The organism is Prosthecobacter sp. (assembly GCF_020439865.1).
GTDB lineage: Bacteria > Verrucomicrobiota > Verrucomicrobiia > Verrucomicrobiales > Verrucomicrobiaceae > Prosthecobacter.
In genome coordinates this window covers 22626-49314 of record NZ_JAGRPF010000144.1, presented here as the reverse complement: position 1 = coordinate 49314, position 26689 = coordinate 22626, and the positions used below count along the sequence as shown (strand labels likewise).

Below are 26689 nucleotides of genomic sequence, written 5' to 3'. Positions count from 1 at the left end.
GATGTCTCACGACTCGTGCCATGTCCCTCAGAACCTGGTCCTGACGACCGCCAAGGTCAGACCTGCTGCAACTGAGCGAGCACCTTAGACACGGTGTTTTCGACGCTGAGGCCGTGCTTTTTGCGCAGGATGGGAACGCTGCCGTGCTCGATAAACTGATCGGGCCAGCCGATGCGAACGACCGGCGTGTGAATGCCCGCGTCGTTGAGCTGCTCGATAACGCCAGCACCGAAACCGTTGCGGAGAACGTGGTCTTCGAGGGTGCAGACGACCTTCACTTTTTTGGCGAAGGACTCGATGCAGGGCATGTCGAGGGGCTTGATCCAGCGCGGATTGATCAACGCAACGGACAGGCCTTTCGCCTCGAGCTCTTTTTTCGCAGCTTCAGCGATGGGGAACATGTCTCCCAAGGCAATGAGCGCGACGTCACCGCCGTCGGCGATGACTTCGGACTTGCCGATTTCGAGGAGGACGGGCTTGCCTTTGGGCGTGACGCCTGGGCCGTTGCCGCGCGGGTAGCGGATGGCGATGGGGCCGGCTTCGTAGTTCGCCATGGTCCACAGCATGTCCACGAACTCGTCCTCGTTGCGCGGCTGCATATGCACGATGCCGGGAACACCACGGAGATAGGCGATGTCGAACAAACCGTGGTGCGTGGGGCCGTCGTCACCGCTGAGGCCGCCGCGATCCATGCAGAGGCGCACAGGAAGATTTTGGATGGCCATGTCATGCACGATCATGTCGAACGCACGCTGCATGAAGGTGGAGTAGATGGTAAGGAAGGGCTTCAGGCCGCGTGTGGCGAGACCGCAGGCAAAGAGCGCTGCATGCTCCTCGGCAATGCCGACATCGAAGTAGCGCTCGGGGATTTCCTTTTTGAAGACGCTCAGGCCGGTGCCGCCGGGCATCGCCCCTGTGATGGCGATGATCTTTTTATCTGCCTTGGCGAAGTCGGTGACGCTGCGTGCAAAGACCTGAGAGTAGGTAGGCTTGTCGCTGGCGGGAGTTTCACCGGTCTCGCTGTTGTATTTGCCGAGGCCGTGGAATTTGCCGGGATCGTTGAGCGCAGGGGTGTAACCGCGGCCCTTTTCGGTGATGATGTGAAGGATCACCGGCTCGTCCTGGGTCTTGAGGAACTCGAAGGTCTCAATCAGGAGATTGATGTTGTGACCGTCGATCGGCCCGTAGTAGCGGATGCCGAATTCGTCGAAGAGCGAGCTGCGGTTGCTGGGGGTCTGGCTCTGTGGCAGCAGGAAATTCTTGGCGTTTCCTTCGACCTTCTCCGCGAAGCGACGTGCTCCCTCGCCGAGCATGAACTCGACAAATTTCGCGGCCTTTTGATGCAGGCTGGCAAACGCCGGATGCGTGGCCATGGCGTTGAAGTATTTCGCAATGGCACCGACGTTTCGATCGATGGACCACTCGTTGTCGTTGAGAACTACGATGAGGCGTTTTGTATGCGCCGCGACATTGTTGAGCGCTTCAAACACGGGACCGCAGGTGAAGGCGGCATCACCGGCGACGCAGACGACATTCTCGTCGCCACCGGCAAGATCGCGCCCGGTGGCCATCCCGAGAGCGGCGGAGAGGGCGGTGCCGGCGTGGCCCGCACCGTAGCAGTCGTGCTCGCTCTCGGTGCGCAGGAGGAAACCGTTGAGCCCGTCGTGCTGACGGATGGTGTGAATGCGATCCCAGCGCCCCGTGAGCATTTTATGGACGTAGCCTTGATGCGCGACGTCGAAGACGAAACGATCCTTGGGCGTGTTGAAAACACGATGCAGTGCGATGGACAGTTCAACGACCCCAAGATTTGGGCCCAAGTGGCCGCCGGTCTGGCTGAGGGTTTCGATGAGCGTCTGGCGGATCTTTTCCGCGAGTTCGGGCAGTTTCTCCAGCGGCAGGGCTTTGAGATCGGCGGGGGATGTGATGTCAGGCAGTTTGGTGTCCACAGGTCTAGAAAAGTCGGATTTCGCCGCCTTCGGAATCGGCAGTTTTGCGGCGACGGGAAGCGGGGCGCGGCCTGTCGGCCGTTTCGGAGGTGTCGTCTTCGTCTGAAGCGTCTTCAAAAGGAGAGAGGGTGGCCTTCTCACCTTCCAAGTCGGAACTGATAAGCTCAACCCGCTTGCGGGCCCCGTCGATCCGCTGGCGGCAGAGTGTGAGGAGGCGTACTCCATCTTCGTAGCTGGAAATCATCTCCTCCAGCGAAAGCTGGCCGTCCTCCATGCTGGCCACGAGTTCGTCCAAACGCAGCATCGCTTCTTCAAACGAAGGTTCCTCGGGCTTGGTACTGGGTTTGCTCATTGATTAAGGGAGACGGGCTTGGAGGGCTCGGAAGGGCCGCCATTATCCGGGCTTCGAAGGGTGCCGCAAGCAGGAAAAGCCGTGCAGGGAAATGCATGGATTGTCTGGGTCTCTATCCCCTTGCGAAGTGAGTATGGCCCTGAAACGCCTCCCTTTAAATCGGGCAGAATAGTCGGATTACATGGACTTATGGCTTCTTCAAGACGGGTCCGTGTTCCAATTCTTGCAATGGCAGGGGATTCGGAAATTATTGAAAGTATGTTTAATTTGGTTAAATTTACATTTACCTGTGAAAATAGTCCCCCTCAAACCCTACCGCTTTGCCTGCGTCTTGGCTGCCATGCTTTGGCCCCAAGTCGCCGGAGCCTATTTGGGAAGCTTTGAAGAGCAGGACGGGTATCGCCTTCCGGTGGATGGACAGATTCTATCGGCCTTTCTGGCAGGGGATGCGCAGTTCTACCTCAATAACATCGATGCCAACGGCTACACGGGCGTAGTTCCCTTGGGCGCATACCCCAACACGCTTGGCGATGGCACGCATGGCGTAGATCTGAGCCGTTACAATGCAGGCGACTATGGCACAAATGGCGGAGGTCCCGGAGGAACTGCTACCGACATCGTCGACAATTCGGGGTTGTGGCGTGCACTTGCCGGTGGGCGTCTCAATGAGGATGTCGATGCGCCGTATTATTATGGGGGAAGTTTCAATCGTGACTATGTTCAGGCTTATCGCTATCCCGGTGCTCACTCAGGAGCATCCGTCCTCAACCTTCTGGCTTCTGACACAGATTTAAGCTACGCCTACTCTTTGGATTCGAGAGACTTCAAGGGAACGGCCCCTTCTACCACCAACGGAAGCCTGATTCAGATGGCGTTCTGGTTGTGTCCTTCCGACTGGGATGACACGGATACGGACAATATTCTGGGCCTCGCCTTGCGTGATTCGATGGATCAAACGGTCTTTCAAATCGGTTACACAGGAGACAACATGCTTCAGTACCGCATTCCTGGAGGAGTCTGGCAGACGACTGCCAGTCGTCTGGGAACTGCCGGGTGGTCTGAGATTGTGGTGATCTTGGACACAGTAAACAACACTGCAGGCGTCGCGATAAGCGCGTTTGATGACACGACATCCACGCTGGGAACGCAGACTTATGTGCTGGCCAACCAGGCGCTGGGGTTGGATGCGGGAGCTCTGACGGGTCTCCAATGGGATCTGCGCGGCGGCACGTTGAACAACGGGGCTGCGAGTTTCAAAAACTACTTTGATGACTTTACCTTCACCCTGAGTCCGGTTGTCGTGCCTGAGCCGGGCAGTCTGGTGCTTGTGTTCTGGGTGGTGGTTGCGGCAGTGCTACAGAGGAAACGCGGTGGGTTGTTGATCTGAAGGCTGCCCCATCTCTGAAGCACGTCTGCTTTATCGGTTGAATGGAACATGCAAAAAAACACCCGGCCTTGCGGCCGGGTGCTTCTGAAGAGGTGAACTGACCTCCTGGAGATTACGCGAAGATGTCGGTGACCGGGACGCCCTTGTCTCCGACCGTGAACGGGCGGTTCGAGGGAGACATGACCACTTCATCCACGGGGAGGCCCATGGCATGACCGATGGTGGACTGGAAGTCCTGTGGGGTGACCTGCTTGTCAGCCACGCGGCGGCCTTCCTTGTCGGTGGAACCGTAGACAAAGCCACCTTTGACTCCGCCACCAGCAAAGACTGTGGAGTAGGCGAGTGGGTAATGGTCACGACCATCATTTTCGTTGATGTCCGGCGTGCGGCCGAACTCAGAGCCCATGACGATCATCGTGGATTCAAACAGGCCGTTGGAGACGAGATCTTCGATCAAGGTTGCGAAGACATTGTCCATGTTGGCTGCAGTATTGCCGAGCGCCTGATCAATCGTGTTGTGCATGTCCCATCCGCCCGCCTGGACTTCGACGAAACGCACACCATGCTGAACCAGACGGCGAGCCAGAAGTGCACCTTGGCCGAAGTTGTTTCTGCCGAATTTTTCACGCACGTTGGCAGGTTCCTGACTCAAGTCGAAGGCTTTGAGGTCTTCGCTCTTCATCAGTTTCATGGTTTCGTCGTAGAATTCGGAATACGACTTCACATCGTCAGACTGGAACTTTTTGCGGAAGGATGCATCGAACTCATCAGTGAGTGACATGCGCTTCTTGAACTGATCGTCCGAAGTTGTTGGGCGAATGTTCTGAAGTCCTGTCTCCGGATTGGAAATCGGAATGGGGCTCGTGGTGGTTGGGAAGAAGCCCGCGCCTGGATAGGCGTTGCCACTGTTGACAACGACACTGTCAGGAAGGGTAACTCCCTTGATGCGGCCCAAGAAATGCGAAGCCCAAGCGCCAATGGAAGGATGGACGATCGTTCCGCGCGGTTCGTAGCCTGTCTTCATGACATAAGTGCCCTGATCATGCACGCCAGTCTTTGAGGACATGGAACGGATGATCGAGAACTTGTTGGCGACCTTGGCCATCTTCACCATGGTGCCGCCGAGACGGTCCAGATTGCCCGAGCCAGACTCAGCCTTGATCGGGTCAGTAGGTCCTTTGGTTGGACCATCTTTGGGATCCCAAGTGTCGATATGAGTCATCCCGCCACCCATCCAGAGGAAGATGACACTTTTTGCCTTTCCGAATCCAGGGGTGCCCGGTCCGGTGGTGCCGGCGGCACCAAGATTCAAGGCCGGCATGACAGTGACGCCGAGGGCCGCTTGAGCTGTGCGCATCATGAAGTCACGACGTGCTACTGAGTTGAGTTTGTTAAGTTCCGATTTCATAGATATTTGTGATAGCGCGTTTTTATGGTGTGTGTGTTTCTGAATGAATTATTGCACAAAGATGAACTCACGAGTGTTGATCAGAGCCCAGATCATGTTGGCATAGCCGTCATCACCGCTGGAAAGAGCGCGCTTGGCGATGTCTTTTTCCGCCAAGGTTGGGCGACGGTTGAGAATGGAAATGAAGAGGGCCTCGACCTTCTCCGGCGGCGACTTCACTTTTTCCATGGTGCGGAAGATCAGTGAATCAGAACTGGTGAGCATTTCCTGCGCCTTCCCGTTCATCATCATCAACACCTGGGGGACAGAACCGGTTTTGACGCTGCCATCGATCAAGGCGCGGGGAGACTGCCCGAAATCAATCAGGAAGTGACCGTTCGGGGCGGGCTGCTCGAGTTGGGACGCACGACGCAGAATCATGTTTCCATAGCTCAAGGAGGCGTTCTCCATCATCTCGCCAGAAGGTTTCTCAGCCGCTTTGCCCTTGGCCTTGGTGCCGCTCTCCATCATGTCACTGCCGGCATCAGCAAGACCACCACCCATGAGCGCACGCTCCTTCGCGGCCATGTCGCGGAAGGCGCTGTATTTTACAAGAACAGTCTGAGCGTCCAGCTTGGGGTTAGACAGGTCGAGGTCGATGGAACGACTATACAAATCTTGAAGTGGTTTGGTGTACTTGTCAGGGTCACCGAGCACGAGAGTCATGTAAGAGTCCCAGGCCTGTTCTGCGGTCATGCGGCGAAGCAACGGCCCTTGGAAGTAGTAGGGTTCTCCCATGGCGATCTTCTCCGAAGTGGCTTCGGACTGATAGGCGCGGGTGTTGTAGATAATGCGCATGAAGTCTTTGATGTTGAACTTCACACGTTTCATTTCTTCGGCCAGATGGATTAGGAGTTCAGGATTCACCGATTGTTTCGGATCATCAATATTGGTCACCGGTTCGGAGATGCCCTGACCGAAGGCGCGCTTCCACATGCGGTTGGCGATAGCCATGGCGAAACGTGGATTGGAAGGATCTGTGACCCACTTGGCGAACGCCGGGCGAAGGTCTTCGGCGGCCTTCATCTTCTGCTTGTAGGCAGGAAGATTTTTATCGTTTTTGCTCCACGTGATGAACTTAGGCTCAACCGGAGCGTTGGGTTTGTCATCCGGGTACTTGTAGTCATGGGGCAGTTTCATTCCATTGGAATCCGTGTCGCCGACGATGAAGCGATTGGCTCCCATGTAGTTCCGGATACCGTTGCGGATGCGCTTGATATCCTGGCCGCTCTTGGTGACGAGTTCTTCGATCTTGGGCATCAGATCGTTCATCGCGTTCATCTGCTCACCTTTTTCCTTGCGGTTCCGCGAGGCGTTCATCGTAGTGGTGGTGGCACCGAAGAATGAGGCCATCTCATAGAACTGGTGCTGGGTCCAATCGGAGAACGGGTGGTCGTGGCACTGGGCGCAGGCGACGTCGGTGCCGAGGAAGACGGCGAGCGTGTTGGCCAGATTGTCCAAAGGCATGCCGGCATCACGAAGGAGATAGCCTGCAGCACCATCCTGCCACATCTTGCCTTTAGCGGTCAGCATCGCATAGACCATGTCACTCCATGAGGCGTTTTTAGCGATCTGATCCTGCATCCAGTTGATGTAGGGAACGCCGCGCAGATTGTCCTGTTCAAGGCGGTCCTTCACGCGAAGCATTTCAGCGAAGTAGTCGAAGGTGGCGCTGTTGTAGCCGGGGCTGTCGAGCAGCATGTCGATCAGCTTGGCGCGCTTGTTCGGGTTGGAGTCCTGAAGAAACTGCATGGTCTCCGTGTAGTTCGGGATACGACCCACGATGTCGAGATAAACACGGCGCACGAACTGCTCGTCATTGGCCAGGGGGTTGAAGCCGGTGATCGGCTTTTTGCCGCCCTTCGCACGCTCAGGATTGGCACGGACAAGACCATTGGCCACAAGACGGTCAATGGCTGCGGACGCTTGGGCGACCGTTGCATTGGCCAGCATCACAGGCTGGTCGGAAGGCTTCATGGATTTTGCCAGTGCCTGGTCTTCCGCAGACAGGTTCGTCAGCGGGAACTTGTGGCTGGCGCCATCGGCTGTTTGCAGGATGATGTCCCCACCATCGAGTCCGATGAATGAGGCGGTGACTTGGCGGCCCTTGGTGTCTGTCCAAGTGCGCAATTCCGCAAAAGCGGAGGAAGCGAAAAGAACGGCGACGAGGAGGCTGCTGAGCAGTTTCGTGGTTTGTTTCATGGTGGTGTGGAATGAAGTATGTAGGACTTCCATAGGCACGAACGTGCCTGAACATCCTTCAATTAGACAAAATGTGCCGTTTTTTTGCCCCGGCGGCAAGCCTTGAGACGGAGTCGGTTGCCAAAATCTGGAGCTTCCTGAAGGGGTGTCATGCCTCGAACAGGAAAATAGGCCCACTCTTACCCCCTTCACGCGTCAATCAGTTCTTTTGAACAGTTGGGATCAAAAAGGGGCTACTTCAACGCCTTCGCGATGAAGGCAGTGATGTCAGCGTGCATTTTCTCCATGTCCGGACGGTTCGTGTACATCATGTGGCCGGATTCATATTCGGCGAACTCGATATTTCCTCTCAGTTCGTCCGGCAGATGCATCTGGCGCACGCTCAAGAGCATGTTGTCGGGAGGAGTCACCAAGTCTCGCCACCCAGTCAGCGCCAGCACCCTAAGATGGGGGTTTTGCTTGATGGCGTCGGCCAGTTCGCCACTCACGCTTGTGTAGCTGTTGCCTTTGCCGTGATTCCAATTCGGTTGCGGGGCCAGCACCTCGTAAGGCAGGTCCTTTTCGTATTTCAGCTCTTCGCGCAGGTAGGCGTTCATCGATGCCGCCGCGATGCTGCCCACCACGCGCATGAACGGTTCGATTTGTGGATGATTCTCCGATTCGTCGCCATCGCGGCCGGTAACGCGCGCATCGTAAGCCCCCAGGACCAGCTTTTCCTTCCGCAGCAGCATTTCGCGGAATACCCCGCTGCCGATCCTGAGTTCCTGCTCTTCGATGAGTTTTGGCTCCAGACCCGTCAGTCTGGCGAGCTTCTTCACCACGGCGTCACGTTCTTCCTTTGGCAAATCACTTCCTTTCAGCAGGGCTGATGCATACTCCCCAAACGCAAACGCACGCGACTCGGCCACCGCCTTCTGGAAGTCTGCCTGCAAATCCGGCGGCAGTTTCTTGTGGTAATGCGACGTCGCGGTCAGTGCCGGCAGGAGCACTTCATAGGGCACCTCGTTCAAGGGGCCGGGCAGGAGCGTCGCATAATCCAAAAGCCCCGAGACGATCACGACTCCGTTCAGGTACATGCGATGCCGCTGCTGCAAATGCTGCGCGAGTCCTCCTCCGCGAATGCCGCCGTAGCTCTCTCCCGCGATGAACTTGGGCGATCTCCAGCGTTCCTCACGTGTCACCCACAACCGCATGAACTCGCCGACGCTTGCGATGTCCTCATGCACACCGAGAAACTCGTCCACCTTCTTGGGATCCTCCGCCCGGCTGAAGCCCGTATTCACCGGATCAATGAACACAAGATCGGTCACGTCGAGCAGCGAGAACTCATTGTTCACCAGTCCGCCCGGCGGCATTGGTGGAGTCAGGCCGTCCGCAGGCAGGTCCACGCGCTTCGGACCGAAGGCACCCAGATGCAGCCATACTGAGCTGCTTCCCGGGCCTCCGTTGAAACAAAATGTCACCGGCCGTGTCGCCACCTCCTTCACGTCTTTCCTCGTGTAGGAGGTGTAAAACACCTGCGCCGAAGGCTTCCCGTCCGGCTTCAAAATGGGCAGTGTCCCCGCCTTGGCCTCGTACGCGATCTCCTTGCCGCCGATCGTCACCTTGCCTGCAGTCACCACCGGCTTGTCGGCCTCTGACTTTTTGGCATCCTTTTTCTCTTCCGCTTTGTCCTTCTTGTTCTCTGCGGGCGGCGATTCGGGCTTCTGAGGCTTCTCCTCCTCGGCAAAAAGGCAAACGGGCATCGCAAAAGCAAGCACAGCGGCAAAAGCAGTCGGTCGGATACGCATGGTGATCCGGAGCATGGCATGAGCGCCTCGTTTTGAGAATCGAAATTCTCTGCAAACCATTGAACTCAGGCCTGCCGGCAGGCCTTGATCGTGTTTGCCATCAGCATCGCGATCGTCATGGGCCCGACGCCACCAGGCACTGGTGTGATCGCGCGGCATTTCGGTGCGACTTCATCGAAAGCGACGTCGCCGACGAGTTTGTAGCCTTTCTCGGTTGTGGGATCGTCCACGCGGTTGATGCCGACATCGATGACAACCGCGCCTTCCTTGACGTGTTCTGCCTTGATGAAATGGGGACGGCCAATCGCGGCGATGATGATGTCGGCCGTGCGCGTGATCGCAGCGAGGTCGCGTGTGCGGGAGTGCGTGACAGTTACAGTGGAGTCACCGCCTTTGCCTTTGGCCATCAGCAGCAATGCCATCGGCTTGCCGACGATCATGCTGCGACCGACGACGACGGCGTGCGCGCCGCTCGTCTCAATGCCGGCATCAATCAAGAGGCGCTGGCAACCGAGAGGAGTGCACGGCACGAAGCCGGTGGGGTCTTCCAATGCGAGCTTGGCGACGTTCACAGGATGAAAGCCATCGACATCCTTCGCCGGGTCAATGGCACGCACGATCGCAGCTTCGTCGATGTGCCTCGGCGGCGGGCTTTGTACGAGAATGCCATGGATGGACGGGTCGTTGTTCAGCGCGCGGACATGTGCGAGCAGTTCTTCCTGCGTGGTGGTGGCTGGAAGCTCGAGTTTAACTGAATGAAGGCCAAGATCGCGGCATTTTTTGTCCTTGGAGCGGACGTAGGCGCGGGAGGCCGGATCATCACCGACGAGAACCACGGCGAGTCCGGGCTTGCGCCCCAGGGCGGCCAGTTCCGCGATGTCGCGGCGGCATTCTGCGAGGACTTTTTCGGCGACGGCGGTTCCAGAGATGAGCTGCATGTTTTCTGGTCATGCAGAGGTGGCGGCGCGTCAACTCCCGACGCCTGGACGAGGTGCTGAATTTTTTCTGTAACCGCGCGGTCCTGTCCGGCATTCGGCTCGATGTGCGGCAATCACGTCGCGCTCCTCCAAACCCAAAACACATCATGAAAGCCACCCTCATTCTTCTCACCCTTGGTCTCACTCTCGGCAGCGTTCAGGCTCGTGACTTTGGTCGCGCCACGGGCGTCGCCACGAAACGCGGCACCGCCACCCGTGCCGTCAGCGGCTCGGTTGTTCCCGGTGCGGCCAGTCGCAGTGCCGTCACCACCGGGGCGCAGGGCAAATCTGTCGCCACTGCGCAGCAGGTTGTCCGCAATGCCGACGGCACCGGGCGTGCAAAGACCAGCAGCGTCACCGGCCCGCAGGGTCAGACCGCCACCACCAATGGCTCAGTCACGTGCACCGCCACGCGCAGCGTCACCACGCCATCGGGTGAAACGAAGTCCGTCACCAACACCACCTCCAAGTAACTCGCTTCAAACACAAGGCGTCCTAAAACCATGAAAACCTTCGCCTTAACCCTCCTGGCAGTGCTTGACCTTGCCGCCGCGTCACCCGCCATGGCATTTGGTCACAAGGCTGGCATTGGAACTGGAATCGTCCCCGGAGAGACACGCTCCTAGATGACCAACGCTTCTTCAAGGAGCTGGCGCTCTGGTCATTCCTTTTTCCGTCGGTAGCCCGCGAGGTAGAGCTGGCTGCCTTTCACGCTCTTGAATTCAGTGGGAAAGGCGGTGCCTGAGAGGTCGTAGCAAACACGGTAGGCGTCGACGCCGTTGACCGTCTTGATCTCGTAGATGGCGAGGAAGGTCTTGCCCTTGTTCGGGCCTTCGAGGCTTTTGATGGTCAGGCGTTTGGGGGTGGTGGTGGTATCGCGCGTGGCCGTCCCTTTGTCGACGTGATCTTCTCCGAGCACAGCCACTTCATAGGTGTCGCCGCTCAGGGTGAGAGTGATTTTTTTCAACTCGTCCGCCGGCAGCTTGATGCCGCCAATGACGGCGGCGATCGGTGTCCACTTCCCGTTGAGCAGCTTGTTGTCATCACTCACAGGTGTGGCGGCTGGATCGGCAGCGACGCCAAGTGACGCTCGAAGCACGATGAGAAGGAGTGGGAACAGATGTTTCATTGGGGCGACTAGGTTGAAGGATTGAGAAGCCTGTCACTGAAAAACCAGCCCGGTGGACCCGATGTTGCAATAACGCCAACCGCCGGGACAACCTCGGTCAGCATTCCTACCTGAAGCTGATTCGCCTGGCAAGCGGGCGATGTGCAGCAACTCGGTGATGACCGCAGCGGAGTCATCGGCCTTATCTCTCGTATGTTCGTGCACATTCTCGATGCGAGGTTTGGCGAGGTCAGTGTCTTGTGGCCCACTCATGCGCTAAACGCCTCATGATAGCTGACGACACCACGGGGCATCCATGTGACGAACGCTACGGCCATGAAATACTCCTTGGGCACATCCGCCAGGATCAAACCGGCTTCGACCCTGAATCCAAAGCGCTCGTAGTAGCGGGGGGCGCCAAGGACCACACAATCGAAGATGATTGGTCGTGTTCATGGGAGTCGCACTCAGGCCGCAGGAGGCTGCCGCTGTAAAAACCAGTCAAACCGGCCGGTCATCGTCACGACTCCCTGGGCATCCGCCACCTCGACCAGCACGGTGGTCAAAGCCCGGCCACGCGAAGTGAGTTCGGCCGACAAGGACTCAACGTTGCCATCGGCGAATCGCGCCAAGGCCTGCAGGGCGCCGTGCGCCGGCTTGCGAAACTTCACGCTCGATGTCCGGAGCACCGCGAAGACCTGATTTTGAGACTCGCCGAGCTGGCGCAGCAGAAACTCACCACTGGCCGCCTCCGCCAGTGAAAACTGCACGCCGGCGTGAACAGTGCCGACATGATTGAGCAGCAGTGGCGACTCAGGCAGGTCCAGAATATGGCCCACGCCTTCTGGCGCGAGTTGCATCCCCAAGGACTTGTTGATGGCGAGGTCGGTGACGTGCATGGGCTTTGATTTTTGGGGGTCGCGCGGGCACTGCGTCTGGTGTTCACGATTCCCCGCATGAGGTGGAGATTTTCAGACGCAGTTGGTCTTGGAATGGGAGAGACTCGCCACGCGCTCCTGAATCTCGAAGCCAACCGATTGATAAACACGCAGTGACGGGTTGGATGGGTCCGCCATCATCGCGATCTCTCTCGCTCCCATTTTTTCAAAGGCAAAGCTGCAGGCGGCGTGGACCAATGTGCCGCAGCAGCCGCTTCGTCGATATTCCGGCGAGGTCGCCACGGACTGACAGCGGCCGATATTGTCGCGGACGTAGATACCCATGCTCGCAACCATGATGTCATTGCTGAAGGCTCCGAACCATTTCCCGAAGCCTTTGTTAACGAGCCGTCGGTATCGACTGGCTTGTTGCGAAAGGAAGCGTCGAAACGACGGCGTGCTCTGTTCGTCACAAAAGGACTCCATCGCAATCTCGTCCGCACGCGCCCACTCGGCATCGCCCTCGATCGGGCGTATTTGCAAGTCGGTCCGATGGTGTGGCGAAGGTCGGGTCTTTTCAGCAAACAGGTAGAAGTCACGAGTGAGAGTGTAACCCTTGGCGACAAAGGCATCCGCATCGCCCGTATCTCCGTCGATCGAATCCCATGCAAGATTGCGATGCTCAATGCCCGCAGTGCACCCGACTTCTTCGTCAAAAGTGGATTCCCATTTCTGCATAAGTTCCTTCCGGGGTGGTTCGGAAAAAAGCACGAAGTTACCCCACCAAAAAGACGGGGACGTTGGTGTCCGCGCGGCGAAATATCCGTCACCGCGCGAGACATAGCCGTCGAGCGACGCGAGCATCAGGTCGGTGGCGTATCCGCGTGATCGAGTTTCAAACATGGTCTACTTGCCTCCGCCCCCTGCAGGCTTGTCCTTGGCGCCCATCAGACTGCGGGCCGTGCTTAGCAAATTCTTCAACGAGTTCCGATCCGCGAGGGACAGTCGCACGAGCACCATCGGATGCTTCAAGTAGTGCTCCGTCACATAGTAGATGTCCGGCTCAGCCATGATCAGTTGCTCGCGCCGGTCAAAGTCGAGTCGAACGGCAAGCGTGTCGGGTTCGGCCGACGGGTGGATGGCCGGACAGGCCAGGAGCTTGCCGCGCAGCTTGAACGATGGGACGCCGTGCAAGGTGCTCTCTTCGACACCCTGCAGCGACAAGGCGATCTCACGCACCACGTCGATGTTGATCGTTTTTTTGGCCATGCAGGGGTGGAGTCGTGGCGGTAAGGTGGTTACTTCGCGGGCTCCACGCCCTTCGCGAAAAGCCAGGTGTGCATCTCTTCTTCCTCAAAGGCTTTGCCCACGATGCCGTGGCCGCCATCAGGATACTCGGTGAACTTGCAGTCCTTCTCACGTTTGAGCGCCTCGGCGAGGTCGCGCGAGTATTTCACCGGAACCGTGGCGTCATCCGCCGCGTGAAACAGCCACAGCGGCACCTTCTTGAAGGTCTTCGCCGTGTCCGGTCCTGTGCAGCCTGCGACGGCGACTCCGGCGGCGAAAAGACGTGGTTCGGTGTTGATGAGATGGCAGGTGCCAAAGCCACCCATCGAGTAACCGACGCAATACACGCGTGCGTTGTCGATCGGCAGTGATTTGATCAGCTCCTTGACCAGTGAGACCGCCTCCACGCCTGGTTTGTCGCTCCAACCTCCGCCCGTGCCGCCGTAGGGCTGATAGCACAATGGCGCGACGATGATGCAGGGATTCTTCGAGAAACGATCCTCTTTGAGGAAGCTCTTCATCCATCCGCCGACCTGCTTACCATTCTCATCGTTCTGGCTCTTGCCATGCAGCGCGAGGATGAGTGGATAGGACTTCGATGCGTCGAGTTCCTTGGAGCCATACAGCGCGAATGGCAGATCCTTGTGCTTTGACAACGCCCAGTCGCCCGTGATCAGTTCGGCAAATGGACCATCGATTTTCTTCGGCTCGGCGGGTTTGCCGGCTTGTTCCTTCACGAAGGCCTGATCGGTGGCGGAGAGGCGATTCAGCGGCACTGGTATGTCCTTGCCCGAGATTTTCAGCGTGACATGAGTCGCGTTAGCAGAGACGAAGTCAGCCTGCAGTTTGCGTCCGTCGGACGATGTCCACTCACGTGCGTTCAGCACGGAACCAAGGAGTAAAACAGTGATGGTGATGCGCGTGGTGTTCATGAACGGAGTGGCGTGGTTGGAGATAGACGGTTGAGGGGTATTGTTCCTTTGGGATGTCTTTTGTCGCGGGCTGGGTGGCTCAGATCATGTGTGTTGGGGGTGAGCAGACGCACGGCGTATCAGGGGAACACCAGCGACTCCAGATCATCCTCGAGCATCTTTCGCTCGTCCGGTTCACTCACTTTCGCCGCCAGCGTCTTCGCTTCGGCCAGATGCGTGTCGAACGCTGCGCGGTCCTGGTTGAGCCTTGCGGCGCGTGCGAGCGCCTCGTGCGCATAGCCGAGGTAAAACGGCGGTTCCTTGTCGCTGACGGTGAGACAGAGCTCAGCGTAGCGCCGGGCATTCTCTCCCTGGCCGAGTGCGGCATACACGCGCGAGATCTGCCAGTAGCCGATGCTCAGATTTTGATCCGTGCAGTCCTCCCGCATCCGCCAGTGCGCCAGCGAGGAATGGGCCAGCGAAATCATGCGCTCGTCCTCCTCCCGGGTGCGTTCTTTTTTGTCGAGCAGCTCCCAGGTGCGGTTGAAGCATTCGGCGCTGAGCTTCTTGTGATCCTGCCCGTCGGTTTCATACGCCTCGGCGTAGGGCTTTCCAAAGTTCGCGATCAGGCGGTCGAGCACGGCGAGGTTCGGCTGGTTGATCGGATTGCCCTTGGCGACGTTTTCGTGCGCTTTCAGCAGCCCGGGCTTGTCACCACGCAAAAACGCCTCGGTGCCTTCCACGTAATCGTTCCAGCGCAGGCCGCCCGTCGTTTCGGACGGATGACGTGCGAGTTTGAGATGTTTCAGCGCCTGCTCCTTGTTATCCGACATCGCCCAGCACTGCGCGGCGTGAAAGTGAAGATTGGAAGCGTTCACGGGATCCAGTTCAGGATGCAATCCGAGCATTTTTTCAATCAACACAGCCGCCTCCCTGAACCGCCTTGCATCTGCCAGTTCGCGCCAGTATTTGCCTTTCGTCTGATCAAACTCGTGCCAGGAGAGTTGTTTGAGATCGTCGTCGTTCATGGTGCCGTTGATCGAGGTGGTTTTGGAGTTGGCTTTTTTCATCCGCTCTTTCTCAACGAGCGATGCGAGCTCATCGGGTGAACGGGCCACAGCAAGTTCAGGAAACAAGCCTAATTGCTCGATCGAGCCGTCGTCCCGAAGTTCCATGACCCGTCCTTTGCGCAAGTCAAAAGTGGTGCCGTTGATGGTGAATTCGTCAGGATAACCCGACTCGCGGCGGAAGCCAAAAGTGCGGCCGTTTGACAGTTTGATCGAACCTGCGTCTACCCAGCTTCTGGTCGCGAGGTTCTGTGTACTGGTCGATGTCGTGCCAAAACTTCCCGCGAAGTAGAAGACATGGTGCAGTGCCGTCTCGGCCTTGTCGTGAGTGGCTAGGACGGTGTGATTGTTTCGACTGACGTGCGCTCCGACGGGAAATTCGGCATCAGCGGTCTTTGGAGCCGCCGTCTTATCCACAGGCATCACCGCTTCATGCTCAGCTTCAGGGCGTCCCAGGGTCAAGGTCGCGCGAATGACTTCGCCTGAGTCCAAAATAACGGCAAACAACTCCGCGCGTTGCGGCATGTCATCCTTCGGGGGTAAATGAATGGTGACCGGGCTTTTGAAGGCACGCCGTGCCTTGTCCGCGGCGGCTTCGTCTGGCAGGACAAATCCCACATGTACCCGGCCGCGATTGGGCAGAAGGCTTATGACCGGAGTCGGAGCTGTCTTTGACGAAGAGACGATCACCTCGTCGCCGCCCCGTAGTGCTGATCGGGCTTCGTTGACGACCTCCAACGGAGTGTCCGCTCCCACCATCTCGAAGCCGACCTGTCCAGCGCCCTCCGAAGCACGCACCTGTGCTTCGACGATGACCACGTTTTTTCGCACATTGTGAAGCTGACACGATACCTCCAAACGTGGTCCCGGTGCCTCGGCAGCCCAGTAAAGGAATGTCAAAACCAGCATGCCGATCGATGCGACGAGCCCGGCCATCAAAAACACCGCAAGGCATCCGGACACGCGCTGCTGTGCAGGCCGTGAAGAACGCCACAGAGTGATCCCTGACCATGGAAGAAGTATGGCACCCAGCCAGACCAGTTGAAAGAAAATCGCCTCTGTGGGTTGAGGATGCCAGCCTCCGGATTCAGAGAGAAGCGATCCCATGCTGAAGTAAGCCAGAAACAGCGCCGGAATCGAGAGTCCGAATGCTACCACGGACAGCCCGCGCAGCCAGCCGGTCGCTGGCGTGGTCTTTGTTCGCAGCGCCCCTCTTGCAAACACCAGCACGCCTCCCGCCAGCACCAGCAAGATCACGGCCTCCAGCATTCCAATGGGCAGCCGAATCAACAGGAAAACAAACGCCAGTGACACGTAGCTCAGAGTGGTGGTCACCGCAGCGGCGATACTTGTCGATGGCCTTCGGCCGATCTGACCGCTTTGCATTCTTCTTAACATCTGCCATCCCGAAATCGCACACAGAAGACCTGCCAGCGCGGAGAGAATGCCCCCCCACGGCCTCGAAGCGGAAGGATGTGACAGCCGCATTAAAGAGTCCGAAGCTTGATCCAGCTCTTTCTGAAGCTGGTCTGCGCGCTTCTGGTGCATCGCTTGTTCCTCGCGGGCATGGTCGCGCGTCTCCTCGCGCTCCGCATCGTTGCCGGCGCGTGCGGCCGCCCTTCCAGCCGAAGCATTGGCGTCTCCGATGCGCTGGTTGAGCATGACCACCTGGCTTTGAATCTGTCGGATCCTCGCTATGCGTTCTGCGGTCGCGGCCTGCATGTTTCGGCTGTGAATCATCCAGCCGGTGGTCGGTATCAGCAGTGCCAGGGCAAACAACAGCAACGCGCGCCACACAGCACGACGTGCTCCGGCTTCGTTCGGCTTGTCAGGGGATGAAGAAAGTGCCTCTACCTGCGTGCGAAATTCCGCGGCGGTGGCAAAGCGCAGTTCGGGGGCCTTTTCGAGTGCGCGCAGCACGATCTCGTCGATGCGGATGTCCACCTGCACACGTTTCGACGGTGCCTCGATCTTGTCCTTGGGGCGCTCTCCGGTGAGCATTTCATAAAGCACGACGCCGAGGCTGTAGATGTCCGCGCGATGGTCGGCGGTGCCGTTCTGCTGCTCGGGCGCAGCGTAGTCGGGCGTGCCTTGCGGTGAGGTGCGCAGTTCCCCGGTGATTTCGTCGTCAGCGTCGCCACGGCCCGCATCTCGCTCAATGATTTTCGCGATGCCGAAGTCCGCGATCTTCACCACGCCCGCCTTGTCGATGAGCAGGTTCTCCGGCTTAATGTCGCGATGCAAGATGCCGTGGTCGTGCGCGCATTGGAGCGCGTCGCACACGGGTGGCACGATGCTGAGCGCCTCCTTTGGCGTGAGCTTTTTCGTCTGCAGCAGTTGGCGCAGATTCACGCCATCGACGAACTCCATCAGAATGTAGTAAAACCCGCCCGCCTGCCCGAAGTCATGCACGGCGACGATGTGCGGATGATTCAGCGCGGCAAGCGCATGCGCCTCTTTCTCAAAACGCGCGGCAAACTGCGGATCGTCCGCACGCTCCGGTGCGAGCAGTTTGAGCGCGACGAGGCGGTTCAGCGATTTCTGCCGCGCTTTGTAGACAACGCCCATGCCGCCGCGACCGAGGCATTCGAGAATTTCGAGCTGAGGGAAGTGCGGCGCGAGTTCCTCCGGGGTCAGCGGCGGCAGAGCAGCGTTGTTCGGACCACCGTCCTGCGTTGGCTCGACGATTTGGGCCATCAGGCAGCGTGGACAAAGGCCATCCGTGCTGACCGGCATGTCGGCTCCGCATTGAGGGCATTGTTTGGAGGAGGATTCGCTCATGCCGTTGTCCTGATGCGTTGCGGGAGAATCATAACGGACTTTTTATCCGCCGAGCGCGGCGAAGAGGCTTTGCATTTCCTCCTGCACCATCGCAGGATCATCCAGAGTGCCGGCGACCTCCGCCTTCACGCACTGCCGCAGGCGTTTCTTCAATCGATGCACCGCCATGCGAAATGCGTCCAGATTCATTCCGCAGGCCGTCGCCAGCGCAGCCTGATCGCCATAAGCGCCATCACCGGTCAGCAGCGGCTTCACGGATTCGAAGAACGTCTCGCGGTTTTCTGCAACACACTCGAGGTGCAGAGCTTCGAGCCCCCGAGCGAGCACAGTGACGGCCCATTGGCGGTCGAATTCCGCATCCGGTGTGCCTTGGCGTGCATCGGCGACTTCAATTGCTTCCTCATGATCCAACGAAAGTAATTCAAGGCCACTTCCGCGCTTCATGCGGCCCGCGGATTCGCGCCGTCGCGCCATAAAATGCTTCACCGCGCCGAGCAGGTAGGAGCGGAACCGCCCGCGGGTGCGATCTGCACCGCCGATTGCTCCGTTGCCGAGCATTTCGGCAAAGAAGGCATGGCTCATTTCCCGCGCTGCATCGGCATTGCGAAGCTCACAACGGAGGAACGCCAGCACCGGTTCGTAATAGGCGTCGCAAAGATCCGCCAGCGCTTCGCGACCGTCGTCTGTGTCTGACTTGGCCAGACAAACGCGCGTCCAGCGTGTGGTGTGAAACGTCGCGGGCTTGAGAGAGGGCGTTGATTCCAGAGGCATTTCGAAGCAGGCACAGCGTGCCATAAATGCCTGACGGATTGGAAGTGAAACCTCACGCCCTTTTCATCGTGCCAATTCGTTTGGGCGGCAGTCAGATCAGGCCGCCATCATCTTCCGCCTGCCGCTGCTTGCGAGCATGGCGGCGAGTTCCGGCATGTAGCGGGTGATTTCGTGCGAGAGCATTGAGAGGCGGGTTTCGGATTTCCAGTTGCCCTTGAGGCTGCGGTCCGTGTCGGTCATTTCGACTTCGACGAGGGTGGAGAAGACGGTCGTGTCGGCGTGAGGATCGAGTTGCAGGGTCATGATGTGAGGGCAGGTTGGTCGGGCGCGACCAGGACGAGTTCCCCGTCCTTGAGCGCCCATTTGCGTCTTTCCAAAGCACCCGAGTTCAACATGGCATCGATCCCATTGCTCAGAAGCATCCTCGCCGCCTCGGCGGGGCTGCTGCCAAACGTGCCCTTCAAGGTCATGTCTTCGAGATACTGCTTGATCTGCGGGGTGACCGCGATCGTCAGCGAGAGTGAATCGAAGGTGTTTGAGGGGCGGGCCATCCAATAATAATCGGGTAATAATCAGGTTTTAACTCCAACTTGGCCAAACGGTCAAGGTTGGTTTCCATTTATTTGAGGTTTTTACCCGGTTAAAATCCCTGATTTAGTTAAGTATTCTTAAATAAACTGGACTTTTCGATGGAAAACTCTGCCTCTGCCCGTTCAGAGTGGCCTGTCTTTATGAAAACCCGACTTATCGCCTCCCTATCGGCTGCTGCCATTTTCACCACCGCGTTTTTCACCCTGCAGGCCCAGGATTCCGGTCCGGACTGGCAATACTGGTTTGCCGACGGCTCGCTCCAAGGCGGTCAGATCATCAGCGGACAGGCCACCTACAAGGTCGAAAACGGGGTGCTCATCGGCACCACGACCGATGGAAGCCCGAACTCGTTTCTCGCCATCGGCCCTTTCAAGGACTTCGAACTCGAATTTGAGGTGAACGTGGACGACGAACTCAACTCCGGCGTGCAGGTTCGCAGCCACATCGCGAAAGAGGGCGATCCGGCGCCTGAAGGCAGCAAGAGCGGCAAACCGAATCCACCCGGCCGTCTCTTTGGTCCGCAGTGCGAGATTGCAATCAATGGCACCGCCGGTGATTTCTACGACGAAGCTCGTCGCGGCACCTGGTGGAGCATTTTGACGAAGACGGAAGCCGTGCGCACCGACGACGCGAAGGCAGCTTTCAAAAAAGGCGAGTGGAACCACTACCGCATCGTGGTGAAGGGCGATCACTATCAGAGCTTCGTCAATGGCGTGAAGACCGCCGACTTCACCCAGCCCGGCGATCCCGAAGGCTACATCGGCTTCCAGGTGCACGGGATCAAGAAGGGCACCGGCCCCTACAGCGTGCGCTGGCGTAAGGTGAAGTTCCGCGAGACGAAGTAACCGATCGCGAAAACGAGAAACGACGAGGCCATCACTGTCTGCCAGCGACGCCACCAAGGCGTCCAGTGGACTGAGATGGCCTTTGATTTGTCACCTGCGAGCAGGAGCATCCATTTCGGGGGCGCGGCAGGGGCAGCTTCATCTCGAGTCCAGAGAAGCACGTCATGGATCTTGCCCTTGGGCATCTCAAATACGATCTCCGGCGTCTCGCTGCGCCAGCTCCATGTGGTGGTGATTAATTGATGTTCCTGCGCTTCCGTGTCGGAAGGCAGGTAGGAGGCTGGGGCGAACTCAGTCCAGTTTTGATGCTGGGAAACGGAGGGTTCCGTCACATCCGAAAGAGCCACCAGATGGCCCTCCACGTTCAAGCGGACCGGATCAGCAAGTGCCGAGCGAGCGGTCGATTCGTCGGAGATCAGCGGATTGCCACCGAAGTCTGCCGTCACATCCAGCCGCACCTCAGCATCCGGTAGCAGGGTGAGCTTGGCGCTGAGAAACTCTGAACCATGCCCCAAAGCACACAGGGGGGCCAGAACGGCTCCCCCTGCGGCGAGAATGAGGATGGATCGCGCCCGGCGCATCATTTCTTGACGTTCCAGCGCAGCACGCGGCCCCACTGGTTCCATTCGGTTTCGAGAATGTTGCCGTCGTTGTCGAAAGTGATGCCGTGCGGGCTCGTCACGATGCCCTGCTGCCAGTCTTTAGGCTCGATCTTTGGCGTGTTGGTCGGTTTCGGGCTGGTGCCGAGGTCGGCGACGCGCTTGTTGTCCTTGTCCCAAACGCTGACGTTGCCGGCGATTTCGGCCACGCACATCAGGTCGCCATGGAAGCTGGCGGAACTCGGATTGCGCATTTCAGCGGCAATTTCGCCGATGAAGTTGCCGGCGAGGTCGGTGTGCAGCATGCGCTTGTGTCCGCGGTCGCAGATCATGACGCGGGCGGGTTCGAAGCGCTTGTCGATGAAGATCTTGTGCGCATTGGCGAGCTTCAGAGGTTCGCCCGGGCCACCGAAGACAGCCTTGAACTTGCCTTCGCGGCTGAAGATGAAGATGTGGCTCTGGCCGTAGCCGTCGACGACATAAATGTCACCATTTGGAGCGACGTCGCAGTTGGTGAGCTTGAGGCCCTTGCCGACCTTGTCGGCGGGGAATTCGCTCGTCGGGATCGTCATGAGCACCTGGCCTTCGAGATCGCATTTGATGACCTTTTGCTCGCCCAAGACGGCGGCGAAGATGAACTCGCCTCCATCGTCCTTGCGGATCACAAATCCGTGGAGCGAGGGAGGGAGTGGCAGTGCTTTGATGAATTTGCCGTCCGTCCCATAGACCTGAATGCCAGCGTCCTTGTCCTGGACGCTCACATAGATTTTGCCAGAAGAGTCCACGCCAATTTCGCCGTGGCCGTTGCCGATGGTTTCCTTGCCGGGAGGCGGGGTGATGAAGTTCGGGACGAATTCATAAGCGACTTCGGCGGCGGCGCTGCCGGCGAGGGCCATGACGGACAGGAGGGAGAGGATACGGTTGTTCATCGAGGCCGATTCAAACGGACGGGAACCGCGGCGTCAATCGCCCAGGTGCGATTTTGACTGGATGATCCTGTCATACGGCAGGAAACTTCCGGTCACAGATCGAGTTCACACTCCCTACTCCATGAAAAAACTTGGCTTCATTCTCCTCGGCGGCGTTGTGCTGGCCGTTTCCGCCATTGGCCTGCGCGCCCAGGTGCAGCTCACGGAGTTCGATGAGAAGTTCAAAGCATTCGACAAGAACAGCGACGGTGTCATCAGCGGCGACGAGATGAACAGCGCCGCCTATTTAAGAATGCTCGATGCCGACAAGAACGGCATGCTGACCCGCGACGAGGCGCTGAAGAGCGTGCGTAAGGCTCAGAATCTCGTCGGTGGTTCGGACACAGGCAGCCTGTTCAAGCGCCTGGATAAAAACGGCGATGGGACGCTCACCGAGGATGAATTGCCGAACAAGAAGTGGTTCAATGGTCTCGACACTGACAAAGACGGCAGCGTGACGCTGGACGAGGCCGTCAAAACACTCGCCAGTCTGCGCAAGCGGGGGGCGGGAGGTCAAATGCCAACCAGTGGAGATCCGATCAAGCCAGCGAGCGAGGATCCGTCCTTCAAAGAAGCGCCATTGTTTCTGAAAGGCAGCGAACACGGCGTCGGTCGCATGGTGGAGGATCTCGCGCTGAAAGCACTAGATGGATCAGAAATCAAACTGAGTGGCGCTGCTGGAAAGAATGGTCTCGTAATCGCCCTGTTCAGCTCTACCTGCCCGATCAGCGGCAAGTTGGCGCCTGAAACGGCACGTTTGGAATCCGACCTGAAAGAGCAGGGGCTGCATGTTTTGCTGGTCAATGCGCCCCCATGTCAGAAGAACGACGAGATCGCCAAGTTCATCGCCGACCGTGGCTTGAAGTCGAAAGTGGCGCTCGATGCCGATAGCAAACTCGCGCAGACGCTGGCTGCGACCACGACCACGGAAGTCTTCCTTCTCGATTCTTCGCGTACGCTCGTTTATCGCGGTGCTTTGAACGACCAGTACGGTCTCGGCTACAGCAAAGATCAGCCGCAACATCATTACCTGCGTGATGCGGTCGCCGCGATGCTGCGAGGCGAACCGGCGGAGATCGCTGCGACGAGCGCGCCGGGCTGTGCGCTGGATTTGCCCGCTCAAAACGCCGTCGCCAGCACGAACGTCACCTATCATCGCGACGTCGCGCGCATCATGCAGGCAAACTGCGTGGAATGTCATCACGAAGGCGGCGTGGGTCCGTTCGCGCTCGATTCGTTCGAGGCGGTGACCGAGCACGCAGGCATGATCCGCAAGCAGGTGGAGCGTGGCGCGATGCCTCCGTGGTTCGCAGCGCCGCTTGAAGGTGCGACACATTCGCCGTGGGCCAATGATCGTTCGCTGTCGGAACGTGATCGCACCGACCTGCTCGCCTGGCTCGCATCCGATCGTCCGAAGGGAGATGTGGCTGACGCGCCGAAGCCGCGCCAGTTCCAGAGTGAGTGGAGCATTGGCAAGCCGGACGCCATCATCGCAGCGGCGAAGCCGATTTCGATCAAGGCCGAGGGCACGATGCCCTACCAGCACGTGACCGTAAGCACTGACTTTCCGGAAGATCGCTGGGTGCGCGGTTATGAAATCCTGCCGACCGAACGTCAGGTCGTGCATCACGTCATCGTCTCCGTCTATGAAAAAGGGCGCAAAGTGCGCGGCGGTGGCGATGAGGGCTCCGAAGGCTACTGGGCCGCCTACGTGCCTGGCAACACGAAGCAGATCTATCCCGAAGGATTTGCACGCAAACTGCCGGCTGGAGCGACGGTGAGCTTTCAGATTCACTACACACCGAATGGCAAGGCCGTGCAGGACACGATGCGCATGGGCCTGCTTTTCGCGAAGGAACCGCCAAAATACGTCATTCATACGACCGCACTGCCGAACGCCCGCATCAGCATCCCTGCTGGAGCCGCAAATCACGTGGAAACGGCTCAGCGCAAGCTGCCCGTGGACATCAATGCCATGGCATGGATGGCCCACATGCACGTGCGCGGGAAGGCGTTCAAATTCGAGGCGATCTCACCCGATGGGAAGACCGAGACGCTGCTCGACATCCCCAAATACGACTTCAACTGGCAGCTCCGCTACGACTACGCCAAGCCCCGCTTTCTGCCGCGAGGCACCACCATCAAAATCACCGCCGTATTCGACAACAGCGCCGGCAATCCGGCAAACCCCGACCCAACGAAAAACGTCCGCTGGGGCCAGCAGACGTTTGACGAAATGATGATCGGCTACCTCGAACACTACACACCGCTGAACCGCGAGGTCGCGGGCGGGGAGTGAATTGCTGGCTTAGGAAGGGGCGGTTCTTACCTGTAACGTGTGAGGCCCTCTTGAATGAACCGTTCGTGTATTTCTTTCCTGATGGCGATCAACTCGGGAATGAACTGCTTGAGGTAGGGGGCGCGGTCGGCGATTTGCAGCGACGACATTTGTGAGGCGGAGGCGTTTGTTACAGAGCTGAAGAACTCTGCAAAGATGGGCACTACCGAAGAAACAGACATCGTTGCTGTCGCCCCGCCGAGGCGCTGATTTACCCTGGCAATTCCTGCGTTGATGGTGCTGCCAAGGGTGAGACTGCCTCCATCCACCAAGACTTGGCGAATCACATAGTCACCGTTTTGCTGGCTTGGAACGTCGAAACCGCCGCGATTTGGTCTTGGGTTGAGGTAGCAAGCTGCGGCCAGGGAGAGGGTATCGCGATCAAAGGCTTTCAGTTCCGCCAACGAACTCATCAAGGAGGTGTACAGCATTTTTCTCCACTTGGTGACCTTCTCGGGTCTCAGTGCAAACCGACGAACTTGAGAGAATGCCGTTCCGCTGGTCCAAATGTCCCGTTTGCCAGTGCTCAAATAGGTTGAAATACCAATGACCTTCTTGGTGTCTGCCATCACGACAGGGCCGCCGCTGTTGCCGGCAACGATCCCGCAACTGATCTCGATTCTGTCCGTGCCAAGACCCACGATATCTCCATCCAAGGAAGTGATGACATCACCTCCCAGGCTGTTGCCATAGGCCACTACCTTTTGGTTCATTGAGGTGTCGGAATTGAGTCCTCCCAGGTCGTAGGCGGTCTCGCCCTCCTTGAGGGTGATTGCGAAACGTGCCATGTCCTCCAGACCATTGCTGCTGGACGCATCGTACATGTTGGACAATTCCAGATCATAGGGAATGGGAATCGCCCTGCCTGCGGCTGTCTTGATGCTGACGATTTTTTTGGTGAATCCTCCCGGGGTTCCACAGATGACATGCGCATTGGTGTAAACATAAGTCTTGTCATTGACCTTGGCGATGAATCCCGAGCCGGCTCCGGAGTCCGTCTTGATGAAAACGAGCGAATTCGGGTCGAATGATGACTGGGCTGGAGTGCTTCTGGATGCCGTGCTTCCCGCCGTTGCAGAACCCGAGGAAGGAACGGTCATTGGCGGTCCAGATGTGTTTGGAATGAACTTTGCACGCCAAGTTTCTGGGAGCGAGGCTACGGGAAGCACTGAAATGCCTGCGTCGTGGGAAACTCGGACACCTTGATCAGAGACGCCCATAAACCGAACATTTGCGTATGTTTTGGTGCCCCCTGCTTCGGTAACCTCAAGTTTTGGGGTGACTACAGCAGCCAGTGGGGAGCCGGGATTCTGTTCCGTTGCTGCCGGGGACATATTGCCGGGCATTGGTGAATTTATGGCGGCATCGTTTTTGTGCAGTTCTGCCATCAAGGCAACCTTGGCAGCGGCGAGCTTGGGTGCGAAGGCGTTTGGACCGAGATCGTATTTTTCTTTGAGATCTTCAGGCAGCAAGTCCACGGCGACGGTGCCGATGCCGTCCGAGTGAGTCAGAGCGATGCCTTCTTCCGACACTTTTCTGATTTTGACTCCGCTGAGCATCTTCCCGTTGGCCAGGGATAGCGTTCCGATTTCACTGCCCGGGGCACTGGAACGCAGCTTTTCGACGGTCGCCGTCATCGAGTCCACGACCGTTTGGAAGTCGGTGCCGATCTTGTTCTGCTTCTCCAGCAGGACAGCCTTGTTCTTTGACAGCTCCTGGCTCCTGCCGACGGCATCTCGAATTTCACGGCCGGTTTTATCCATGTTCTCCAACACCTGTCTTCTCTGGGCAAGGGCGGCGTCCATCTCGGCGAGTCTGGCCGTGTTCGCCTGTAATGCCGCCTGCGCTGCGTCCTCGGTGGTCTTGAGATGGTAGGCTCCGTAGCCCAGACCTGCGACGGCGAGAATGATCAAGATCCAGAATTTTGAACTGCTGAACATGGCTGGAGATGGTTGGGCGTTAGCGAGAGTATTTGGCGACATAGGCGTCCACTTTGGAACGCGCATCCTTCAGAGTCTGCTCGCAGGCAGAACATGTGTCTGAGAGCGTTTTCAAATCTTGCTCGAGCTTCGTGTTGTTTTGCAGCAGAACGGCGCGCTGTTGTTCCAGCGCTGCGGGGGGGACGCCGATGGCGGCATATTTGGCGTCGAGGGAACTCAGCTCCTGACTCCGGTTGTTCAGTTCAGTTTCAACTCGTTCGCATTCCGCCTGCAAAGCCTTTTGCTTTTCGCAGGAAGGTAGCAGAAGTAGGCTGGAACACGAGGCGAATATGAGGAAATAGTTCATGGTAATTTGCCTTTATTGCGTATGTCTTAGGAGCTTGGCAAGACTAATCACCTGCGGGTGTGTTGGCTGCACATGCAGGCCCGTTCAAGAATGATCTTCTTCTCTAGATCGGCCAACGGAACTCCAAGCCGGACCTTGGGAATGCCGTGCGCATT

Annotated in this window: 23 protein-coding genes; 4 read left to right on the top strand and 19 right to left on the bottom strand. The window is 58.0% G+C overall.

Features of this window, described 5'->3' with window-relative positions:
* Positions 1 to 56: 56 nt before the first annotated feature.
* Together dxs and xseB are read right to left on the bottom strand one after the other, a co-directional pair.
* Entirely contained in the window at positions 57 to 1949 is a 1893-nt protein-coding gene (dxs, locus tag KDL09_RS17560; protein ID WP_294388015.1) for a 1-deoxy-D-xylulose-5-phosphate synthase, read from the bottom strand.
* A gap of 4 nt (positions 1950 to 1953) precedes the next feature.
* Complete coding sequence (xseB, locus tag KDL09_RS17555; RefSeq protein ID WP_294388014.1) at positions 1954 to 2301, bottom strand: exodeoxyribonuclease VII small subunit; 348 nt, start codon at positions 2299 to 2301, stop codon at positions 1954 to 1956.
* Positions 2302 to 2590: 289 nt separating this feature from the next.
* Between xseB and KDL09_RS17550 the strand changes: the two genes are divergently transcribed.
* Positions 2591 to 3688 (top strand): hypothetical protein, encoded by a 1098-nt coding sequence (locus KDL09_RS17550; RefSeq protein WP_294388011.1) that lies wholly within the window; start codon positions 2591 to 2593, stop codon positions 3686 to 3688.
* Positions 3689 to 3800: 112 nt separating this feature from the next.
* On the opposite strand, the gene KDL09_RS17545 is transcribed toward KDL09_RS17550, so the two are convergent.
* The 4 genes from KDL09_RS17545 to folD all read right to left on the bottom strand — a co-directional run bounded on the left by KDL09_RS17545 (position 3801) and on the right by folD (position 10065).
* The gene (locus KDL09_RS17545) at positions 3801 to 5096 is read right to left on the bottom strand and encodes a DUF1501 domain-containing protein (protein WP_294388009.1); all 1296 of its coding nucleotides are present in this window, start codon (positions 5094 to 5096) and stop codon (positions 3801 to 3803) included.
* Between the two features lie 48 nt (positions 5097 to 5144).
* The gene (locus KDL09_RS17540; RefSeq protein ID WP_294388008.1) at positions 5145 to 7337 is read right to left on the bottom strand and encodes a DUF1549 domain-containing protein; all 2193 of its coding nucleotides are present in this window, start codon (positions 7335 to 7337) and stop codon (positions 5145 to 5147) included.
* A gap of 233 nt (positions 7338 to 7570) precedes the next feature.
* On the bottom strand, positions 7571 to 9127 hold the full coding sequence (locus KDL09_RS17535; protein ID WP_294388006.1) for a peptidase S10: 1557 nt from the start codon (positions 9125 to 9127) through the stop codon (positions 7571 to 7573).
* Positions 9128 to 9192: 65 nt separating this feature from the next.
* Positions 9193 to 10065, bottom strand: coding sequence for a bifunctional methylenetetrahydrofolate dehydrogenase/methenyltetrahydrofolate cyclohydrolase FolD (gene folD, locus KDL09_RS17530; RefSeq protein ID WP_294388004.1), 873 nt, complete (start codon positions 10063 to 10065; stop codon positions 9193 to 9195).
* A 146-nt stretch (positions 10066 to 10211) separates the two neighbouring features.
* Between folD and KDL09_RS17525 the strand changes: the two genes are divergently transcribed.
* Entirely contained in the window at positions 10212 to 10577 is a 366-nt protein-coding gene (locus KDL09_RS17525) for a hypothetical protein (RefSeq protein ID WP_294388003.1), read from the top strand.
* 188 nt (positions 10578 to 10765) lie between these two features.
* Here KDL09_RS17525 and KDL09_RS17520 read toward each other — a convergent pair whose 3' ends face one another.
* The 9 genes from KDL09_RS17520 to KDL09_RS17480 all read right to left on the bottom strand — a co-directional run bounded on the left by KDL09_RS17520 (position 10766) and on the right by KDL09_RS17480 (position 19458).
* Positions 10766 to 11233: a TIGR03067 domain-containing protein gene (locus KDL09_RS17520; protein WP_294388001.1), complete on the bottom strand. Its 468-nt coding sequence runs from the start codon at positions 11231 to 11233 to the stop codon at positions 10766 to 10768.
* 446 nt (positions 11234 to 11679) lie between these two features.
* Complete coding sequence (locus KDL09_RS17515; protein WP_294387998.1) at positions 11680 to 12111, bottom strand: YiiD C-terminal domain-containing protein; 432 nt, start codon at positions 12109 to 12111, stop codon at positions 11680 to 11682.
* Positions 12112 to 12183: 72 nt separating this feature from the next.
* Positions 12184 to 12993, bottom strand: coding sequence for a GNAT family N-acetyltransferase (locus tag KDL09_RS17510; protein WP_294387995.1), 810 nt, complete (start codon positions 12991 to 12993; stop codon positions 12184 to 12186).
* Between the two features lie 3 nt (positions 12994 to 12996).
* Positions 12997 to 13359: an MmcQ/YjbR family DNA-binding protein gene (locus tag KDL09_RS17505; RefSeq protein WP_294387992.1), complete on the bottom strand. Its 363-nt coding sequence runs from the start codon at positions 13357 to 13359 to the stop codon at positions 12997 to 12999.
* 29 nt (positions 13360 to 13388) lie between these two features.
* Positions 13389 to 14309, bottom strand: a complete 921-nt coding sequence (locus tag KDL09_RS17500) for a prolyl oligopeptidase family serine peptidase (RefSeq protein ID WP_294387989.1) — start codon at positions 14307 to 14309, stop codon at positions 13389 to 13391.
* Between the two features lie 119 nt (positions 14310 to 14428).
* A complete protein-coding gene (locus KDL09_RS17495) occupies positions 14429 to 18136 on the bottom strand; it encodes a serine/threonine-protein kinase (RefSeq protein ID WP_294387985.1) in 3708 nt (1235 codons plus the stop codon).
* A gap of 42 nt (positions 18137 to 18178) precedes the next feature.
* Positions 18179 to 18907, bottom strand: coding sequence for a sigma-70 family RNA polymerase sigma factor (locus KDL09_RS17490; RefSeq protein ID WP_294387982.1), 729 nt, complete (start codon positions 18905 to 18907; stop codon positions 18179 to 18181).
* Between the two features lie 96 nt (positions 18908 to 19003).
* Positions 19004 to 19210 carry a hypothetical protein gene (locus KDL09_RS17485; RefSeq protein ID WP_294387980.1) on the bottom strand — a complete coding sequence of 69 codons (207 nt, stop codon included), beginning with the start codon at positions 19208 to 19210 and terminating at the stop codon, positions 19004 to 19006.
* Entirely contained in the window at positions 19207 to 19458 is a 252-nt protein-coding gene (locus KDL09_RS17480) for a hypothetical protein (protein WP_294387978.1), read from the bottom strand. Before KDL09_RS17480 ends, KDL09_RS17485 begins: the two co-directional genes overlap by 4 nt.
* A gap of 180 nt (positions 19459 to 19638) precedes the next feature.
* On the opposite strand from KDL09_RS17480, the gene KDL09_RS17475 reads away from it, so the two are divergent.
* Positions 19639 to 20343 carry a DUF1080 domain-containing protein gene (locus tag KDL09_RS17475; protein WP_294387975.1) on the top strand — a complete coding sequence of 235 codons (705 nt, stop codon included), beginning with the start codon at positions 19639 to 19641 and terminating at the stop codon, positions 20341 to 20343.
* Here the strand turns inward: KDL09_RS17475 and KDL09_RS17470 are convergent.
* Together KDL09_RS17470 and KDL09_RS17465 are read right to left on the bottom strand one after the other, a co-directional pair.
* Positions 20298 to 20927: a hypothetical protein gene (locus tag KDL09_RS17470; RefSeq protein ID WP_294387973.1), complete on the bottom strand. Its 630-nt coding sequence runs from the start codon at positions 20925 to 20927 to the stop codon at positions 20298 to 20300. The genes KDL09_RS17475 and KDL09_RS17470 overlap by 46 nt on opposite strands.
* Positions 20924 to 21871 (bottom strand): 6-bladed beta-propeller, encoded by a 948-nt coding sequence (locus tag KDL09_RS17465; RefSeq protein ID WP_294387971.1) that lies wholly within the window; start codon positions 21869 to 21871, stop codon positions 20924 to 20926. The genes KDL09_RS17470 and KDL09_RS17465 overlap by 4 nt, the downstream gene beginning before the upstream one ends.
* Before the next feature lie 121 nt (positions 21872 to 21992).
* On the opposite strand from KDL09_RS17465, the gene KDL09_RS17460 reads away from it, so the two are divergent.
* Positions 21993 to 24209 (top strand): redoxin family protein, encoded by a 2217-nt coding sequence (locus KDL09_RS17460; protein WP_294387968.1) that lies wholly within the window; start codon positions 21993 to 21995, stop codon positions 24207 to 24209.
* 26 nt (positions 24210 to 24235) lie between these two features.
* Here KDL09_RS17460 and KDL09_RS17455 read toward each other — a convergent pair whose 3' ends face one another.
* Both KDL09_RS17455 and KDL09_RS17450 read right to left on the bottom strand, forming a co-directional pair.
* Entirely contained in the window at positions 24236 to 26188 is a 1953-nt protein-coding gene (locus KDL09_RS17455) for a serine protease (RefSeq protein ID WP_294387965.1), read from the bottom strand.
* Between the two features lie 19 nt (positions 26189 to 26207).
* Positions 26208 to 26534: a hypothetical protein gene (locus KDL09_RS17450; protein WP_294387963.1), complete on the bottom strand. Its 327-nt coding sequence runs from the start codon at positions 26532 to 26534 to the stop codon at positions 26208 to 26210.
* Positions 26535 to 26689: the final 155 nt, after the last annotated feature.

Coding starts and splice junctions, on each gene's coding strand:
- KDL09_RS17525 (WP_294388003.1), top strand. CDS start 10,212: ATGAAAGCCACCCTCATTCTTCTCACCCTTGGTCTCACTCTCGGCAGC.
- KDL09_RS17485 (WP_294387980.1), bottom strand. CDS start 19,210: ATGACCCTGCAACTCGATCCTCACGCCGACACGACCGTCTTCTCCACC.
- KDL09_RS17470 (WP_294387973.1), bottom strand. CDS start 20,927: ATGATGCGCCGGGCGCGATCCATCCTCATTCTCGCCGCAGGGGGAGCC.
- KDL09_RS17535 (WP_294388006.1), bottom strand. CDS start 9,127: ATGCGTATCCGACCGACTGCTTTTGCCGCTGTGCTTGCTTTTGCGATG.
- KDL09_RS17460 (WP_294387968.1), top strand. CDS start 21,993: ATGAAAAAACTTGGCTTCATTCTCCTCGGCGGCGTTGTGCTGGCCGTT.
- folD (WP_294388004.1), bottom strand. CDS start 10,065: ATGCAGCTCATCTCTGGAACCGCCGTCGCCGAAAAAGTCCTCGCAGAA.
- KDL09_RS17480 (WP_294387978.1), bottom strand. CDS start 19,458: ATGGCCCGCCCCTCAAACACCTTCGATTCACTCTCGCTGACGATCGCG.
- KDL09_RS17515 (WP_294387998.1), bottom strand. CDS start 12,111: ATGCACGTCACCGACCTCGCCATCAACAAGTCCTTGGGGATGCAACTC.
- xseB (WP_294388014.1), bottom strand. CDS start 2,301: ATGAGCAAACCCAGTACCAAGCCCGAGGAACCTTCGTTTGAAGAAGCG.
- KDL09_RS17505 (WP_294387992.1), bottom strand. CDS start 13,359: ATGGCCAAAAAAACGATCAACATCGACGTGGTGCGTGAGATCGCCTTG.
- KDL09_RS17475 (WP_294387975.1), top strand. CDS start 19,639: ATGAAAACCCGACTTATCGCCTCCCTATCGGCTGCTGCCATTTTCACC.
- KDL09_RS17455 (WP_294387965.1), bottom strand. CDS start 26,188: ATGTTCAGCAGTTCAAAATTCTGGATCTTGATCATTCTCGCCGTCGCA.
- KDL09_RS17490 (WP_294387982.1), bottom strand. CDS start 18,907: ATGCCTCTGGAATCAACGCCCTCTCTCAAGCCCGCGACGTTTCACACC.
- KDL09_RS17510 (WP_294387995.1), bottom strand. CDS start 12,993: ATGTTTGAAACTCGATCACGCGGATACGCCACCGACCTGATGCTCGCG.
- KDL09_RS17500 (WP_294387989.1), bottom strand. CDS start 14,309: ATGAACACCACGCGCATCACCATCACTGTTTTACTCCTTGGTTCCGTG.
- KDL09_RS17520 (WP_294388001.1), bottom strand. CDS start 11,233: ATGAAACATCTGTTCCCACTCCTTCTCATCGTGCTTCGAGCGTCACTT.
- KDL09_RS17545 (WP_294388009.1), bottom strand. CDS start 5,096: ATGAAATCGGAACTTAACAAACTCAACTCAGTAGCACGTCGTGACTTC.
- KDL09_RS17495 (WP_294387985.1), bottom strand. CDS start 18,136: ATGAGCGAATCCTCCTCCAAACAATGCCCTCAATGCGGAGCCGACATG.
- KDL09_RS17465 (WP_294387971.1), bottom strand. CDS start 21,871: ATGAACAACCGTATCCTCTCCCTCCTGTCCGTCATGGCCCTCGCCGGC.
- KDL09_RS17540 (WP_294388008.1), bottom strand. CDS start 7,337: ATGAAACAAACCACGAAACTGCTCAGCAGCCTCCTCGTCGCCGTTCTT.
- KDL09_RS17450 (WP_294387963.1), bottom strand. CDS start 26,534: ATGAACTATTTCCTCATATTCGCCTCGTGTTCCAGCCTACTTCTGCTA.